This window comes from Hymenobacter busanensis, assembly GCF_008727865.1.
Lineage (GTDB): Bacteria > Bacteroidota > Bacteroidia > Cytophagales > Hymenobacteraceae > Solirubrum > Solirubrum busanense.
The window spans coordinates 517711-532588 of record NZ_VTWU01000001.1; the positions used below are offsets into that span (position 1 = coordinate 517711).

The 14878-nt window shown below is 57.6% G+C and carries 16 protein-coding genes; 1 reads left to right on the forward strand and 15 read right to left on the reverse strand.

Going from position 1 to position 14878, the window contains the following annotated elements:
• Window positions 1-67 precede the first annotated feature (67 nt).
• The 14 genes from F0P96_RS02220 to F0P96_RS02280 form a co-directional block, all read right to left on the reverse strand.
• Complete coding sequence (locus F0P96_RS02220) at window positions 68-1501, reverse strand: T9SS type A sorting domain-containing protein (protein WP_151077107.1); 1434 nt, start codon at window positions 1499-1501, stop codon at window positions 68-70.
• A gap of 36 nt (window positions 1502-1537) precedes the next feature.
• Complete coding sequence (locus tag F0P96_RS02225; RefSeq protein WP_235917350.1) at window positions 1538-2602, reverse strand: glycosyltransferase family protein; 1065 nt, start codon at window positions 2600-2602, stop codon at window positions 1538-1540.
• A gap of 229 nt (window positions 2603-2831) precedes the next feature.
• Window positions 2832-3875, reverse strand: coding sequence for a pseudaminic acid synthase (gene pseI, locus F0P96_RS02230; protein WP_151077108.1), 1044 nt, complete (start codon window positions 3873-3875; stop codon window positions 2832-2834).
• 41 nt (window positions 3876-3916) lie between these two features.
• Window positions 3917-4462, reverse strand: coding sequence for a UDP-4-amino-4,6-dideoxy-N-acetyl-beta-L-altrosamine N-acetyltransferase (pseH, locus tag F0P96_RS02235; RefSeq protein WP_151077109.1), 546 nt, complete (start codon window positions 4460-4462; stop codon window positions 3917-3919).
• Window positions 4463-4543: 81 nt separating this feature from the next.
• Window positions 4544-5569: a UDP-2,4-diacetamido-2,4,6-trideoxy-beta-L-altropyranose hydrolase gene (gene pseG, locus F0P96_RS02240; protein ID WP_151077110.1), complete on the reverse strand. Its 1026-nt coding sequence runs from the start codon at window positions 5567-5569 to the stop codon at window positions 4544-4546.
• Entirely contained in the window at window positions 5569-6315 is a 747-nt protein-coding gene (locus F0P96_RS02245) for a cytidylyltransferase domain-containing protein (protein ID WP_151077111.1), read from the reverse strand. The genes pseG and F0P96_RS02245 overlap by 1 nt, the downstream gene beginning before the upstream one ends.
• Window positions 6300-7106, reverse strand: coding sequence for an SDR family oxidoreductase (locus F0P96_RS02250; protein ID WP_151077112.1), 807 nt, complete (start codon window positions 7104-7106; stop codon window positions 6300-6302). The genes F0P96_RS02245 and F0P96_RS02250 overlap by 16 nt, the downstream gene beginning before the upstream one ends.
• Window positions 7088-7969 (reverse strand): aldo/keto reductase, encoded by an 882-nt coding sequence (locus F0P96_RS02255; RefSeq protein ID WP_151077113.1) that lies wholly within the window; start codon window positions 7967-7969, stop codon window positions 7088-7090. Before F0P96_RS02255 ends, F0P96_RS02250 begins: the two co-directional genes overlap by 19 nt.
• Complete coding sequence (gene pseC, locus F0P96_RS02260; protein WP_151077114.1) at window positions 7969-9135, reverse strand: UDP-4-amino-4,6-dideoxy-N-acetyl-beta-L-altrosamine transaminase; 1167 nt, start codon at window positions 9133-9135, stop codon at window positions 7969-7971. The genes F0P96_RS02255 and pseC overlap by 1 nt, the downstream gene beginning before the upstream one ends.
• A gap of 33 nt (window positions 9136-9168) precedes the next feature.
• Window positions 9169-9501 (reverse strand): acyltransferase family protein, encoded by a 333-nt coding sequence (locus F0P96_RS21410; protein WP_420840940.1) that lies wholly within the window; start codon window positions 9499-9501, stop codon window positions 9169-9171.
• Window positions 9419-9883: an acyltransferase family protein gene (locus F0P96_RS02265; protein ID WP_151077115.1), complete on the reverse strand. Its 465-nt coding sequence runs from the start codon at window positions 9881-9883 to the stop codon at window positions 9419-9421. Before F0P96_RS02265 ends, F0P96_RS21410 begins: the two co-directional genes overlap by 83 nt.
• Window positions 9884-10071: 188 nt before the next feature.
• Window positions 10072-10365: an acyltransferase family protein gene (locus F0P96_RS02270; RefSeq protein WP_151077116.1), complete on the reverse strand. Its 294-nt coding sequence runs from the start codon at window positions 10363-10365 to the stop codon at window positions 10072-10074.
• Window positions 10325-11344, reverse strand: a complete 1020-nt coding sequence (gene pseB, locus F0P96_RS02275) for a UDP-N-acetylglucosamine 4,6-dehydratase (inverting) (RefSeq protein WP_151077117.1) — start codon at window positions 11342-11344, stop codon at window positions 10325-10327. Before pseB ends, F0P96_RS02270 begins: the two co-directional genes overlap by 41 nt.
• Window positions 11345-11449: 105 nt before the next feature.
• Window positions 11450-12757, reverse strand: a complete 1308-nt coding sequence (locus tag F0P96_RS02280) for a glycosyltransferase family 4 protein (RefSeq protein ID WP_235917351.1) — start codon at window positions 12755-12757, stop codon at window positions 11450-11452.
• A gap of 207 nt (window positions 12758-12964) precedes the next feature.
• On the opposite strand from F0P96_RS02280, the gene ffh reads away from it, so the two are divergent.
• Complete coding sequence (ffh, locus tag F0P96_RS02285; RefSeq protein ID WP_151077118.1) at window positions 12965-14308, forward strand: signal recognition particle protein; 1344 nt, start codon at window positions 12965-12967, stop codon at window positions 14306-14308.
• Window positions 14309-14376: 68 nt separating this feature from the next.
• On the opposite strand, the gene F0P96_RS02290 is transcribed toward ffh, so the two are convergent.
• Complete coding sequence (locus F0P96_RS02290) at window positions 14377-14853, reverse strand: nucleoside deaminase (RefSeq protein ID WP_151077119.1); 477 nt, start codon at window positions 14851-14853, stop codon at window positions 14377-14379.
• Between the last annotated feature and the right edge of the window lie 25 nt (window positions 14854-14878).

The following is a 14878-nucleotide window of genomic DNA, read 5'->3' on the forward strand; positions in this document are numbered from 1 at the left end:
GGCGCCGCGGAGTATTACACTCCTTGGACGCCGCGGCCCGCTCGTGGGGCATTTCCGCTGCGGTTATCTATTCTATAACCAGTCGCTTGGTTACCGTGCCTTCGGCCAGCGCGATGCGCACGGTGTATACGCCCTTGGCCAAAGCCGGTAACGGGAGCTGTTGAGCGGCGCGGGAGTCGATGAGCTTTTGGGTGAGCAACTGCTGACCTAGAGTATTGTAGATAGTCACTACGCTTTGCTGGCTGGCCGAAGCGGGCAGCTGCACCCACACGGTGCGGTGGGCCGGGTTGGGGTACACGCTTACCTGGGCACTCAACTGGGCCGAAGCCGTAGCCAACGTGCGGCCGGTCATAATGTATTCGTTCCGGTACGTTTGGTTGTCAAGCACTAAAGTACTAGCCGTGACGGTTGGTGAGGTGGTATTCCAAGCCAGTGCGTCGTTGGCCGTACGGGTGTAGAGGCCGCTGGCCGGGACCGTGCCCGATTCTGGACTTAGGCGCACCGTATAGCTCGACGTTGCGGGCACGCTGAACACGCCAAAGTAACTAGGCGCTGTGCCAGTGCCCGGTGAAACCTGCGGCGTGCTGTTTACGGCGTAGAGGTGAATTCCTTTGTTTTGGGCATTGACATTGGTTACCACGGCTGAGTCACGGTTGGCTGCAAATAACCACATGCGGGCAACATTGATACCTGCGCTGGGGTAACCTGCCACGCTGGCGTCGCCGATGGCCGCGCCGGAGGTGACCCAAGGGTTTCCGGAGAAACCTACCAAGCTTCCGTTGGCGGGTACACTGCCTTCATCGTTGGCTACCTGGCCACTAGACTGATCGAAACGGTAATAGGCGACCAGGTTGCCTGGAATCGTGGCGAATCGGCGGCACATATCAGTTCTGATATGTGCCTCTGTTCTGGCAGAGTTCCACACCCTTACTTCATCCATTTGCCCGTTAAAGAATTGGTCGTTGGCAAGGTAATACATGCCAATAGCCATAGGCACAGAAGAAGCCAAATTGCCGTTGGTGTAGTTGTAAGTGGTGCTGCCTTCTAGGATTCCATCAACGTACACTTGCCATGTGCTTCCCGTGCATACGCCCGCCAAGTGGTGCCAGCGGCCATCATCTACTCGCGTGACGGACAAGCCAGAGGTAAAATATTGCCCTACGCCGGCGCGCCCATGGAAACCGGCCCTGCCCCCATTGGTAACAAGGTGGTAGCCCTTATCTTGTCCTGAACCGTCGGAGTATTTGCCGAGCACAAATTGATAATTGCTGGTCGACGTTTTGATCCATGCCTCCACAGTGACTTGCTGCGTGATATTTCGGTTGCCGGCTCCTGCATTTATGTAATTGCCAAAACCACTAAAAGTAAGTGCCTTACCCGAGCCCGGTAATGTTTGAGCATCGGCATTGGAAAGACTGCCGGCTATTGCGGCGAGCAGTAAAATACCTCTTGAAACCCAGGTTAAGATGTTGGCAAGTGATGAAGTAAACATTTTAGTCATGCATGTGGGGAAAGATCTTCTTCAAAGAACGTCAACTTATTGTGAAGCCAACCAGGCGCCTACGGCGTGAGCAACAAGGGCCTGGCTCTTGCCTTCGTAGGGTGTGCCAAGGGTAGCGCAGTAATAAGCGGCCCGCTGGTAATGATACAACGGTTTTGCAAGCTGATAACCCCGTAATACATTGCCGAGCTCATTCAGTGACGTTGCTCGGTCAACTAGGCCGTGGGCCACATAACCGTAATAGTCATCGGCAGCGGCGTGGGTGCCGAAGCGGTAATATATACCGACTAGATTCAGGAGTGTGGCCTCCAGATGGGTAGAGGTATCGGCGGCCACCAGCGCGTCGTGACGGAGCAGAAACTCGAATACGCTTTCCTGCCGGGCGCTTGAAAACTGTAGTTGCGGGAATTGCTGGCGTAAGGCCGCAAAGTCGCGTTGGTCGCCGGGGTGCGGGCGCAGGGTAAACGTCAGTTCAGGGAAGATTTCGCACAGGTAACTGATGGCGGCAGTCAGGCCATCGGTGGGGTCGAGCAAGTTGGCGGCAATGGCTACGCATTGCACGTGCGGCTGGGTGTTGCGCTGTGCCAGAAATACATCGGCTTTGGGCATGCCCACGAGTTGCACGCGGCCTGGTATCGGCCCGCATTGCCGGTATTTGTCAAGGGCATCTTGGCCTTCGAGAAGGTTTAAATTGAAGGCTAGTGGGGGAAAAATAGTACTGACGCTGGCATGCTGGATGTAAGCCGTTGGCACGCCTTCGGCTTGGCAGGCCAGTAGCAATGCGCGAGCGTCGTCGTTGTGGTCGTTGGCAAACACCACCGCCCGCGGCCGGTAATGGCGTAGGGCTCGGCAGTAGACTTCATAATACCCAATGGCGTTGAATATCAAATCAAAAAACCGCCATGCCGGCCGGCCTTCACTGTGCATCAAACCCGCCAACACGATTGGAAACTGCCAATAGTAGAGCAGCTTGCGGCGTAATGAAAGCCGATTGACATGCAGGTTATAGCGTCCGATTTGCTTGTGTTGGCCCGCCACAAGTACGGCATCGGGCCGCTGGCTTTTCAGGAAGGCCAGCGCGTCGTAGTTGTTCTGGCTCACCACGTACAGCCAGAGGCCCCCGTGCAGGTTTTCGGGATTTCGAATTGGCTGAAAAACATTGCCCACCAGGCGCGCTCCAGCGTAGCCCAATACTTTCAGCAGCCGCCGGAAAGGGTTGGCCGGCGAAACCGGGTCGAGCACCGCAGCGGGCAACGAAACATACAACGGGCTGAAACGCAGTTGCAACAAGTCGCGAATGCGCGCAACCAAAGGCAGGGCCGGCATGCGTTTACAGTACCTCCCAGCTAAGGGGAGTGCCGGCAGCCAGCGCCCCCCGAGCAGGCTTGCCCAGCACTTGTTCGAAATAGCGCGGGGGTAATCCGTCGCCGGGACGGACTACGCGCAGGTTGTCGCGGGAAAACAACTCGCCGGGCGCAATGTCTTGAGCTACGTACACCGAACGTTTGTAGAGGCGACTTTTCTCCTCAGCCCGCTGCACGCCGTACTGAATTTGCCCCAAAGCCTGCCAGGCGCGTTCGGTTTCGGTCACCAACAGAGCTACTTCTTCGGGCTCCAGCGAAAACGCCGAGTCCACGCCGCCATCGGCGCGGCGCAGCGTTACGTGTTTTTCCACCACGCTGGCGCCCAGAGCCACCGCCGCTACGGAAGCACCCACGCCCATGGTGTGGTCGGAGAGGCCCACCAAGCATTCGGGGTAGAGTTGTTGCAGGTGCGGAATGGTGCGCAGGTTGGTGTTTTGAGGAGTAGCTGGGTAGGTGCTGGTGCACTTGAGCAGCACCAACTCGCGGCAGCCGCCGGCCCGCAGCACGTCCACTGCTTCGGCCATTTCGGCCAGCGTACTGGCGCCCGTGCTCATGATGACGGGCTTGCCGGTGGCGGCCACCCGGCGCAACAACGGCCAGTCGGTGTTTTCGAAGGACGCAATTTTGTAGGCCGGCACGCCGAGCGACTCCAGAAAATCCACCGCCGTTTCGTCGAAGGGGGAGCTGAAGGCTTCCATGCCGTGCTGGCGGGCACGGTCAAACAGCGGCTTGTGCCATTCCCAGGGCGTGTGGGCCTCTTCGTAGAGCTCGTACAGCTCGCGGCCGTACCACAGCGACGACGGGTCGTCGATGCGATGGGCGCCACGCAGCGTCATGGTGTTGGCCGTGTAGGTTTGCAGCTTGATGGCGTGCGCGCCCGCCGCTGCCATTGCATCCACAATGGCCAAGCCCCGCTTGAGCGACTGGTTGTGGTTGCCGCTGAGTTCGGCAATAATGAAAGGAGTCTGGTTAGGACCGATTGTGCGGTTGCCTAGCTGAAATTCGGCCATATGCGGGAAACCCGAAAAGTCTGATCAAAAAAAGCCCGCAGCTAGCGGCGGAACACGCGGGCTTGCAGCGCTTCGCGCACCTGCAACCACTCGCGCTGCAGCATAGCCAGCCCGACGACATCCTTAAACACGCCGTCTTTGCGAATGTGTTCACGAAAGTAAGATTCGCGCCGAAAGCCGAATTTCTCGTGCATGCCAATGACTTTGTCGTTATCGACAAATACCTCGCAAAGCAACTTGTTGAGCTTGAGCTCCGAGAAAACGTATTCGAGGACCGTAAATTCTACTTTTGCCCCAATGCCGGTACCCCGCAGATTCTGGTCGCCAAGGTAAAACGCCCAATAGCAGGATTGGAAAGCCTGGTTGATGGCATATAGATTGGCCACACCCACGTCGCGCCCTTGGTAGGTGATAATCCAGTACTGCTTGGATGCATCGGCGCTTATGCTGGCAAACCAAGCTTTCTGCTGCTCGGCCGTAATCGGCTCGGAGCTGTACATGTACTGCGCCACAGCTTCAGAATTGCGCCAGTTGCGCACCATTTCCAGATCCTGATGCTGCAGAGGACGAAGAATATCAGTGGTCATGAGCAAAACATGCGGGCGAAAACACGGCAACAAAGGTAGAGCAAATGCGCCGGTGCCGGTGCGCCGAAAACGCCTTGAGCGTTAGCGGCTGGCCAAGCGTTGAAATTCGCGCCGAAGCTCCTCAGTTGCCAAAACCGGAGCATAAGGCTCCCGAAGGATTGTTTCGTGGAACCGGAGGCCACTGGCCATAGCCTCTTTCAATTGCTCCGGTGGCAACTGCGCGAAATCACCTACCGAATAGGCTTGGCGGTGCTCGTGCACATAAGCAGCCAAATAGCGCTGGTTGTCGACGTAGTACCCCGTAACGGCGGCGCAGCCCAATACCAAGGCTTCCAGCAGCACCGTGCTAGCCGGGCACACCACCACGTCGTGGGCCTGAAACAGCGCCGCCATTTCCGCCGAGCCCAGATTACGCCGAACCGAAATCTGGACGGTGGGATGATCGGCAATCAGCGGTTGCAAAGCCGCCTCGTGCGCGAAGGCACTGCCTATGACCACGCTAATCCGCCGGAGTTGGGGCAGTTGCAGCAGAGCCGTCAGGCAGCGGACCGTGAGTTGCTGCGGGTCGGCGCCGCCAAAGCACAATGCAACCGCAGTGACATGTGGGACCACCTGCGGCCAACGAGCACGCTGCCGGAACTCAGAACGCAACAAGGAAAAGGCCGGGCCCAGGCAAAAGCGGGTGGTGCTTAAGGCCTGGTAATCGTGGGGCGTAACGCCGGGCGCGTGATTGATTACCAGATCCGCTGCCATAGCCCAGGCCCGCAAATCGTCCACCACCGCCACGCGGCAACCGCTCTGCCGCACGGTTGCCTGATAAGCGGTAGCAAAGCGGTAGCCATCGAGTACTACCACGTCGGTCGGTTGGAGTTGGCCCATCAGCACGGGAGCTTCGGCTTCATACTCCTGAGCAGGCAATTCCCACAGGTGCATGCCGGCACTCGTAATCATGTCGCGAATGGCGGAGGTGGGTTGCTGGATGGCAAACCAGCAGACGGCAAACTCGGCCCTCACCATATCGGCAAGGGCCAGCAACCGCACCACGTGGCCGAGGCCGATTTGCGCGTTGCCATCGGCGCGCAGCACCAGTCGGGAGCCAGATGGCATCACGGGCGAATTTGTTCGTTGTGGCGGTTGACGTCGAGCACCCACGGGTATTTTGTTACGAAGGCTTGCACCTGCTCCAAATCAAACCGGGGCGGCAAGTTGGTGTACAGCAAATGCAGCAAGGCATAGTCGCTCGGAAAATCCACCGTCAGGCGCAACTGGCTGATAGCGGGAGCCGCTTTTAGCTCCATTGTCAGCAACCGAAACGCCTCGGGATGCCGACGTAGGTACAGAGTAACGTGTTCCCGTTCGGCCGGCTGGCTCGCTTGCGCAAAAGCAGCGGCCAAGGCCGAGGCACTGATGACCTCGGTATTGGTGCCCAGCGGCAAGCCCGAAGTCAGGGTATAATCGGCGTGATGCGCGTGGTGCTTGGCAACTGCCGCACTTATGTAGTGCGGATCAATGGCTGGATTGTCGGCGGTAAGGCGCACAACGGCACTGAGCCCAAATGCCTCGGCGGCATGATGAAAACGGGCCAGTACATCGTCTTCGGCACCCCGAAACACCGCAGCGCCCAGTGCTGCAGCCGCTGCCGCAATGGCATCGTCCTGGGGCAGGGTAGTGGTAGCCACTACCACTATATCGATGCCCTGGCAGGCACGGGCCCTTCCCACCACATGAGCCAGCAAGGACAGGCCATTGCCCAGCGGCAACGGCAGTAGTGACTTACCCGGCAGGCGCGTGGACCCCAAGCGGGCCTGAACGACTGCGCCAACGCGGCGCGGAGAAGTTAGCGAATCGTCCATCCTCCGTCCACCACCAAGTTGTGTCCCGTTACAAAATCGGCCGCGCGTGAGCTGAGGTACACGAAAGCGCCTACCAAATCCTCGGGCTGGCCAATTCGGCCGAGCGGAATGCGCTGCTCCAACTCGTGTACGAAAGCTGGGTGCTGCTGCACTGCCGCGCTGGGAAATGCTCCGGGAGTCACGCAATTGACCTGGATGTTTTCCCGGCCCAAGTACGATGCGAAGTACCGTGTGAGCTGAATAACGCCTGCTTTGGCCGCGCCGTAGTGTGGCGGATTGATAAACTGGGGAGTGGCTTCGTAAGCTGTAAAATCGGGCGCCACTACCCCGTACATCGAGGCCACGTTGATGATTTTGCCGCTGCCTTGCCGGCGAAAATAGGGCAGAATCTCTCGGATGCACCGGTAGGTGGTGCCCAAGGCTCCATCCAAGCCGAATGCAAATTCCTCGTCTGTCAGCTGGTCCGGCTGATTGCCGCGGCTGTAGAGGGCGTTGTTGATGAGAACCGCCGGCGGGCCATAAGCTGCGGCTGCAGTAGCAAAGGCCTGCTGCACCGAAGCAGTATCGGCCACATCGCACGGTATAAAGTGAATGTTGCCGTCTTCAGCACCGAAAACCGCCTCAAATTCTTCGGCACGGCGCCCGAGTACCACTACCGTTGCACCGTAGGCCGAAATGCCTCGAACGGTAGCGCGCCCCAAGTGACCGTAGCCGCCGGTTATCAGCACTACTTTGCCGGCAAGCGAAAACAGGTTGCGGAGCGAAGGGTCGTTTAGCGCGTCGGCGGCCATGTATAAGGCAAGATAAACTGGTCGGTCGGCTCGGCCAACGCCAGCAGATGAGGACGTAATTGACGAGCCGTGTCTGCGTATGCGCCGGCCGCTACGTTGGCTCGCAAGTTATCCACCGAATCGACGCCAATTACCACCCGGGCTACGTCGGGCGTTTGCGTTGCAAAGAGCAAAAGCATAGCTTCCAACGGTATGTTCGCCTCATTGGCTAGGGAATGAAGCTGTTGCAGCTTAGGCCGGAGCGGCTCGAAAAACGCAGGTAGGGTGGTGAGGTCACGCAGGAGCAGGCCCTGCAGAAATGCCGAGCGCACATGCACCTCTACTCCCCGGGTGGCTAGCTCCGGTAGAAGCGGGGCAAAACGCTGATCAAAAACGTTGAATGGCACTTGTACTAAGTCTACTCCCAGGTCACTACTCAACAGCCACCGTGCCTGTGCCGGGTGGTAGAGCGACACCCCGATCCGCTGTGTTAATCCGTCTTTCTGGGCAGCAATCAAGGCCTGCCAGGACTCAGGGTATTGTTGCAGGTTTTCGAAACGGTGAAGCAACACCCCGTACACGCTGCGGCGACGCAGGCGGGTCAGTGAGGTGTGCAACTGCTGAGTTACTTCAGCTGGCGGAGCACCGGCCAGCTTCGTGACTACTTCCAGGGTGGAAGTTTGTTCGCCGAAAACGCCTAATCGGACCTCGCTGTCGCCGTAAGCACTGGCGGTATCAAGCATAGACACCCCTGCTTCAGCCGCTGCCGCCAAAATTGCCTGCACAGTAGCATCGTCAGGCCGTCCGTGCAAGTTGTTTAGGCCATAATCAAGCCCAAACTGCGCGGTGCCCAGGGCCAGACGTTCTGCGAAGGAGACCGGCATTATCCGCGACTTACAAATTCGCGCACGCACTCAATGACATAAACCTGCTCCGCATCCGTCAGCGTTGGGAACATGGGCAGGCTCAGGCAATGCTCGTAATAAGCTTCGGCGTGCGGAAAGTCGCCCGCTTTCCAGCCCAACTCTTGGTAGTAAGGCATGAGGTGCACCGGAATGTAATGGACCTGCGCAAAAATCTGCTTGGTGCGCAGGAAATCATAAAGCCCGCGGCGGTCGGCCACCTGAACGATATAGAGGTGGTACGCGTGGCCCACGCTGGTCTGTAGCAACTGCACACCGGGCATCGCGGCAAATTCTTCGTCGTAGCGGCGGGCTAGCTCCCGGCGGCGGGCCAAGCCGTCGTCGGCGCGCTGCAGCTGGCTGATGCCGAGGGCGCACAGCATATCGGGCAAGCGGTAGTTGTAGCCCAGTTCCTGCATTTCCATGTACCAGCCGCCTTGGTCGGGGCGGTGCATGTGGGCTGGGTCCTTGGTAATACCGTGCGTGCGCAACAGCAACAGGCGCTCATACAGGTCGCGGCGGTTGGTGGTTACCATGCCGCCCTCGCCGGTGGCAATATGTTTGACGGGATGAAACGAGAAAATGGCCAGATCGGCCAGCTGCCCGTTGCCGCAACGCTGCTCCTGGCCGTGGCTGTCGACAAACGAGCCGCCGGGCGCATGGCAGGCGTCTTCGATGATCCAGAGTCCAAACTCGTCGGCCAACTGGCGGGCTTCCTCCAAGTTCACCGGCAGGCCGGCAAAATCCACTGGAATTAGGCCGTGAAAATGCCCGCGCGGGTGGCTTTCGAGCAGCCGGCGCACAGCTTTTAGGTCGATCAGGGCCGTGGAAGGGTCGATATCGGCGAAATGCACCTCGCCACCGCAGTAACGTACGCAGTTTGCCGAGGCCGCAAACGTGATGGGCGTGGTGATGACGCGCTGCCCCGCCTGCACATTCAGCGCCAACGTGCACAGGTGCAACGCGGCCGTGCCATTGCTTGCGGCTACCGCATACCGCACTCCGATGTACTCGGCAAACTGCCGCTCAAACTCGGCAACTTGCGGCCCTTGCGTCAGGAAGTCGGAGCGAAGCGTGGCGAGAACGGCCTGCTCGTCGGCTTCGGTGATGTGCTGGCGGCCGTAGGGAATGGGGGGAGACAGAAACATTTTGCTCAATTGTTAAAAACGGTTCTTCGTATCCTAAGCACCACCACTGTTAACAACAGTGAATTTCTTTTTAAGGTGTAAAAACGGCTGCTCAATATATATGTAAGAGAAATGGGCAATAAGTATAGTTAAGGGTAAGCCACAAGTGTACAATGCTATGTTTACTATTGTTTCATTGTTTATTCTGAAATATTTTAAAAATGAAAAAATAAAACCAAGAACGATAAAGTGCCACATGTAAATGCCAAATGATAAATTGCCCAAATATGACCATAGCTTCTTTTCAAATCTTAGCAGTGGGTTTTTTTTCCATTGAAGTGGATAAAATAATGTAGCAAAATAAAATAGAGTATACTTCAAATTCAAATCCTTTGATTCGTATTTTAAATATTATCAGTGTTAAAATTGCGAAATAGCATGATATTTCAATGATTTTATTTTTTGCAATTTTTTCAATAATTTTTTTATGATAAAAGCAAAAATAGGCGCCTATGCCGCCTATTGCCATGCATCCGAGTTTAGTTATTGTAAGAATTGCAGCTGTGTAGTAAAAGAAAGAATTGAAATATTTAGCATGCGTATATAAGTGGGCTGATATTGAATTGAGTGCTACTAATAATATAGGCATTATTATTATTGTGATAATAAATGTCTTGCGCTTAAGGTAGTTTACTAGCAATGGCCAAAATAAATAGAATTGCTCTTCTACTCCTATTGACCATAACGGATTAGCGTAAGATACTGTCATGGTAAAAGCCATTGCAAAATTAGGTAGCATAAATATATAAAATAATAAATTGCCTGGAAAGTTTAGGTTATCTACATTTGTTACTCTAGGTATGTCGAAAAAATCTATGCGGAGTAAAATAAAAAAACAATTGATGCTACAAGGTAATATAGCGGCCAGATTCTTAAAATTCTTCTTAAATAGAAATCTTAAATAGAAATACTTTTATTTTGAGTTTTTTCTGCGAAAAGGAGATACGAAATTAAAAAGCCACTTAAGACAAAGAAAAAAATTACAGCTAAACGTCCTATTAGCTCTGTGGGGTAATTTTTGTAAACATTATGGAAAGCATGAAGGCCTTTGATTTCCTCCGTGTGAACCAAGACGACTAATGACGCAGCAACAAATCTAAAAAAATTAAGGCCTGGGAAATATATCTTTTTAGATGTTGTCATATCATCATTATGCTTCAAACCCGGCATCCACGTGCTGGCGGATTTCATCACGCAGCTGCTCGGCATCTAGCCATTCTTCGTTGTTCGACGAGTTGTAGTGGAAGCCCAACGGCACGCGTTTACCGTTGAAATGCTTGATGAATTCGTCGGTGTCCCAGCGCGGCGTGGCAGGCAGAATCACGTAGTAGCGGTCCAATTCCACCGTGCTCAGGGCGTCGGTTTCGGTAATCATTTCCTCGTGCAGCTTTTCGCCTGGCCGAATGCCCACAATTTCCTGTTGGCAATTGGGGCCGATGGCTTCGGCCAGCTCCGTAATGCGGTAGCTAGGAATTTTCGGTACGAAAATTTCCCCGCCCCAGGAGTGTTCCAGCGCGTAGAGCACCAAATCCACGCCTTCCTCCAGGGAGATGTTGAAGCGCGTCATATCGGGGTGGGTGATGGGCAGTACGCCCGTAGCGCGGCGTTGCAGGAAAAACGGCACCACCGAGCCGCGCGAGCCGATAACGTTGCCGTAGCGCACCACCGAAAAGCGCAGGTCGCGGGAGCCTTTCATGTTATTAGCCGCCACAAAGAGCTTGTCGGAACAGAGCTTGGTGGCGCCGTAGAGGTTGATGGGCGCGGCGGCTTTGTCGGTGCTCAGGGCCACCACGTCTTTCACGCCGCAGTCGAGGGCGGCGTTAATCACGTTTTCGGCCCCAAAGATGTTGGTCTTGATGCACTCCATCGGGTTGTACTCGGCGGCGGGCACTTGCTTGAGAGCGGCGGCGTGCACAATCACGTCGATGCCCTCGCAGGCGCGCTTCATTCGCTCGGCGTCGCGCACGTCGCCGATGAAGTAGCGCATGGCTGGGTACTTCTCGGTGGGAAAGTGCTGTGCCATTTCGTACTGCTTCAGTTCGTCGCGCGAGTACACCACCAGGCGCTTCACCTGCGGAAATTTGTCGAAAACCGACTGCACGAACTGCTTGCCAAACGAACCGGTACCGCCGGTTACCAGAATAGACTTGTGATTGAGGTCGAGGGCCATGCCAGGGAAATAGGAGCCGGCGTTGGGGCCGGAGAAGCCGCAAAATTAGGCAATAGCCGCGGGCTTTGCCTCGCCGTCGTGGTTTTGGCCCTTCCAGGCTGAGCCTCAGCCCCGGATCAAAGCCACGAGGCGCTCGGTGAGGGCGCGGCGCGAGTAGCGGGCGTGACTGACGGCAGGCAAATCCAGGTTAGGGTTCTGCTGCCACGCGCCCACCAACTGGTCGAGGTGCTCGGCCATGGCCGCCGTGGCGTCGTAGGGGAGGGTGCGGCCGGCCTGGTTTTCTTCCAGAATGTGGTCGGCGTCGGAGCCCACCGGGCCGATGCAAATGATGGGCTTGTTGGTGGCCAAGTACTCGAAAATCTTGCCGGGCAGGATGCCAAAATTGTGTGGTACATCGGGAATGGCCAGTAGCAGCGCCGTGGTGCTCAGCAGGTAGCCGATGGATTCGTCGTGGGGCACGAAGGGCACGATGTCGGTGTGCGGCAGCAAGCCCGCAGCGGCCAGCTGCTGCTCGATTTCGCGGGCTACGCGGCCCACAAAGCGCAGCCGCAGCGGCACGGCGGGGTGGCGCCGGATGCAGGCCGCCACCTCGCGCAGAAAGGGCTCAATGTGGTATTGACCCGTGATGGTGCCCACATAGGTAATCAGCAGCTGCTCGGCCGGTGGGGCAGAAGGGGCGCCAAAATCGGCTTCGTCGTAGCCGTTGGGCAGCACCACAAACTTGCCCGAGGGCAGTTCGGCCGCCTTGCCCAGCAGCAGCCGGCGCGTGTCGGAACTGGTAGTGATGACGGCATCGGCGGCGGCCAGCACCTGCCGCTCGTAGCGGGCATCGAGCCAACGGGCCGCGGCGGTGCGCAGCAGCGCCTGGGTGTAGTAAATATCGGTCCACGGGTCACGCAAATCGGCCAGCCAGCGCAGGCCGTAGCGGCGCTTGAGCTGCAGGCCGATGAGCTGGGTGGAGTGCGGCGGCGACGAGGTCAGCACGGCGTCGAACTGCTCGCCAGCGGCCAGCAACTGCTCCACGGCGCGCAGCACGTGGCGGTTCCAGCCGCGGCGCGGGTCGGGCAGAAACAGGTTGCCGCGCACAAAGCGGGCCGCACGCTGGGCCAGGGAAGGTCGGCCCTCGTTGGCAAAGCCGCCGTGTGGAATGGGCCGGTTGGTGAGCTTTTGATAAGCGCCGAATGGCTCGGTGGTGCCGGTGCGAATTACGCGCACGCCCGGTGGCACGTCGGCCGCCAAGGAGTTGTCCAGTACCGGGTAAGCCGCCTGCGCCGGGTCGACGGTAATCACCGTGGGCTCGACGCCGAGGGCGGGCAGGTGTTTCACCCACTTCAGGCAGCGCTGCACGCCGGCCCCGCCCGAAGGCGGCCAGTAGTAGGTAATGACGAGCAGACGCAGCGGGGCAGCGGACACGGCGGGGCAGAAAATGCGGCGGAAACACGAAAGTAAAGCACGGAGCCGGCTTTCGGGGTTTTGTGGCTATTTTTGTGCTTCGTGCGTAGCGCCGCGGGCCGGGCCGGCTTGGCTGGCAGAGGTTTTCGGCCAACACAAAGCGTTTCGGCGCTTTTGCGGCCTTGAGTCAGCGGTTGCGCACCGAAAGTACCAGCATCCAGCACCGCCATGTTTGATAATTTAAGCACCAAGCTCGACCGCGCCTTCAAAACCTTGAAGGGCCAGGGCAGCATCACCGAAATCAACGTCGCCTCGACGGTAAAGGAAATCCGCCGCGCGCTGGTGGACGCCGACGTGAACTACAAGGTGGCCAAAGAAGTCACCGACAAGATCAAGGACGAGGCCATGGGCCGCGACGTGCTGACGGCCGTTTCGCCGGGCCAGCTGATGGTCAAGATCGTGTACGACGAGCTGACCGAGCTGATGGGCGGTGAGAAAAAGGACATTCTCATCAAGGGCGACCCGGCCGTGGTGCTGCTCTCGGGCCTGCAGGGCTCGGGCAAAACCACCTTCGCCGGCAAGCTCGCCTCCTATATTAAGAAGCAGAACCGCACCGTGCTGCTGGTGGCCTGCGACGTGTACCGCCCCGCCGCTATCGACCAGCTAAAGGTGTTGGGCGAGCAGATTGGCGTGGAAGTGTACGCCGAGACGGAGAACAAGAACCCCGTCGAGATTTCGCAGAACGCCATCGAGTACGCGCGCAAAAACAACAAGAAGGTGGTCATCATCGACACCGCCGGCCGCCTGGCCGTCGACGAGCAGATGATGCGCGAGATTGAGGCCGTTAAAAAAGCCATCAACCCGTCGGAAACCCTGTTCGTGGTCGATTCCATGACCGGGCAGGACGCGGTGAACACCGCCAAAACCTTCAACGACCGGCTGAACTTCGACGGCGTGGTACTCACCAAGCTCGACGGCGACGCCCGCGGCGGTGCGGCCCTCTCGATTCGGGCGGTGGTCGAAAAGCCCATCAAGTTCATCTCAACGGGTGAGAAGATGGAGGCCCTCGACCTGTTCTACCCCGACCGCATGGCCCAGCGCATCCTGGGCATGGGCGACGTGATTTCGCTCGTGGAGCGCGCCCAGCAGCAGTTCGACGAGGACGAGGCCAAGCGCATCAACGCCAAAATCCGCAAGAACCAGTTCAACTTCGACGACTTTCTCTCGCAGCTGGAGCAGATCAAGAAGATGGGCAACCTGAAGGACCTGGTGGGCATGATTCCGGGCATGGGCAAGGCCATGAAGGACGTGGAAATCGACGACGACGCGTTCAAGCCCATCGAGGCCATCATCAAGAGCATGACCCCGCAGGAGCGCGCCAACCCCGACCTTATCAACGGGTCGCGCCGCAAGCGCCTCGCAGCGGGTTCGGGCCAGGGCATTCAGCAAGTGAACAACCTGATGAAGCAGTTCGACGAGATGCGCAAAATGATGCGCACCATGAACAAGATGAGCCAGACCAAAGGCGGCATGGCCCAAATGGCCAAGATGATGGGCGGTCTGCGCCGCTAGGCACTGGGTTTGAGAAACGAAAAAGCCCGGCCGCTGCGTAGTGGCCGGGCTTTTACGTGCTCGATGGGCTAGTACTCCGTCTTGCCTTCTTTGCTTTCCCAGGCGCGGAAACCGGCCAGGGCTTCGTCGCGCAACAACTGCGTCATCGGGATGCTACGGTCGGAGAGGGGCTGCTCGATTTCGTCGTAAATGAACTGGTCGTCGAAGCCGATGGCGGCCGCGTCGGCTTTGGTGTTGCCATAGAACACGCGGCGCGGGCGGGCCCAGTAGATGGCGCCCAGGCACATGGGGCACGGTTCGCAGGAGGTGTACAGGTCGCAGTCGGTGAGCTGGAAAGTGCCCAGCTCCTTGCAGGCCTTGCGAATCACGTCGACTTCGGCGTGGCAGGTAGGGTCGTTGGTGCTGGTAACCTGGTTGAAGCCGCGGGCAATGATCTGGCCGTCTTTCACCACAACGGCCCCAAACGGACCGCCGGAGCCGGCTTGCATCTGCTCGATGGAGAGGCGAATGGCCTCGCGCATGAATTCGGGGTTGGGAGTATCCATAGGAAGGGGAATCAACGGGAAAGTG

Bases quoted from the DNA above. Each gene is read 5' to 3' on its own strand.
- F0P96_RS02220 (WP_151077107.1), bottom strand. From the start codon at position 1,501: ATGACTAAAATGTTTACTTCATCACTTGCCAACATCTTAACCTGGGTT.
- pseI (WP_151077108.1), bottom strand. From the start codon at position 3,875: ATGGCCGAATTTCAGCTAGGCAACCGCACAATCGGTCCTAACCAGACT.
- pseH (WP_151077109.1), bottom strand. From the start codon at position 4,462: ATGACCACTGATATTCTTCGTCCTCTGCAGCATCAGGATCTGGAAATG.
- pseG (WP_151077110.1), bottom strand. From the start codon at position 5,569: ATGCCATCTGGCTCCCGACTGGTGCTGCGCGCCGATGGCAACGCGCAA.
- F0P96_RS02245 (WP_151077111.1), bottom strand. From the start codon at position 6,315: ATGGACGATTCGCTAACTTCTCCGCGCCGCGTTGGCGCAGTCGTTCAG.
- F0P96_RS02250 (WP_151077112.1), bottom strand. From the start codon at position 7,106: ATGGCCGCCGACGCGCTAAACGACCCTTCGCTCCGCAACCTGTTTTCG.
- F0P96_RS02255 (WP_151077113.1), bottom strand. From the start codon at position 7,969: ATGCCGGTCTCCTTCGCAGAACGTCTGGCCCTGGGCACCGCGCAGTTT.
- pseC (WP_151077114.1), bottom strand. From the start codon at position 9,135: ATGTTTCTGTCTCCCCCCATTCCCTACGGCCGCCAGCACATCACCGAA.
- F0P96_RS02265 (WP_151077115.1), bottom strand. From the start codon at position 9,883: ATGACAGTATCTTACGCTAATCCGTTATGGTCAATAGGAGTAGAAGAG.
- F0P96_RS02270 (WP_151077116.1), bottom strand. From the start codon at position 10,365: ATGAAATCCGCCAGCACGTGGATGCCGGGTTTGAAGCATAATGATGAT.
- pseB (WP_151077117.1), bottom strand. From the start codon at position 11,344: ATGGCCCTCGACCTCAATCACAAGTCTATTCTGGTAACCGGCGGTACC.
- ffh (WP_151077118.1), top strand. From the start codon at position 12,965: ATGTTTGATAATTTAAGCACCAAGCTCGACCGCGCCTTCAAAACCTTG.
- F0P96_RS02290 (WP_151077119.1), bottom strand. From the start codon at position 14,853: ATGGATACTCCCAACCCCGAATTCATGCGCGAGGCCATTCGCCTCTCC.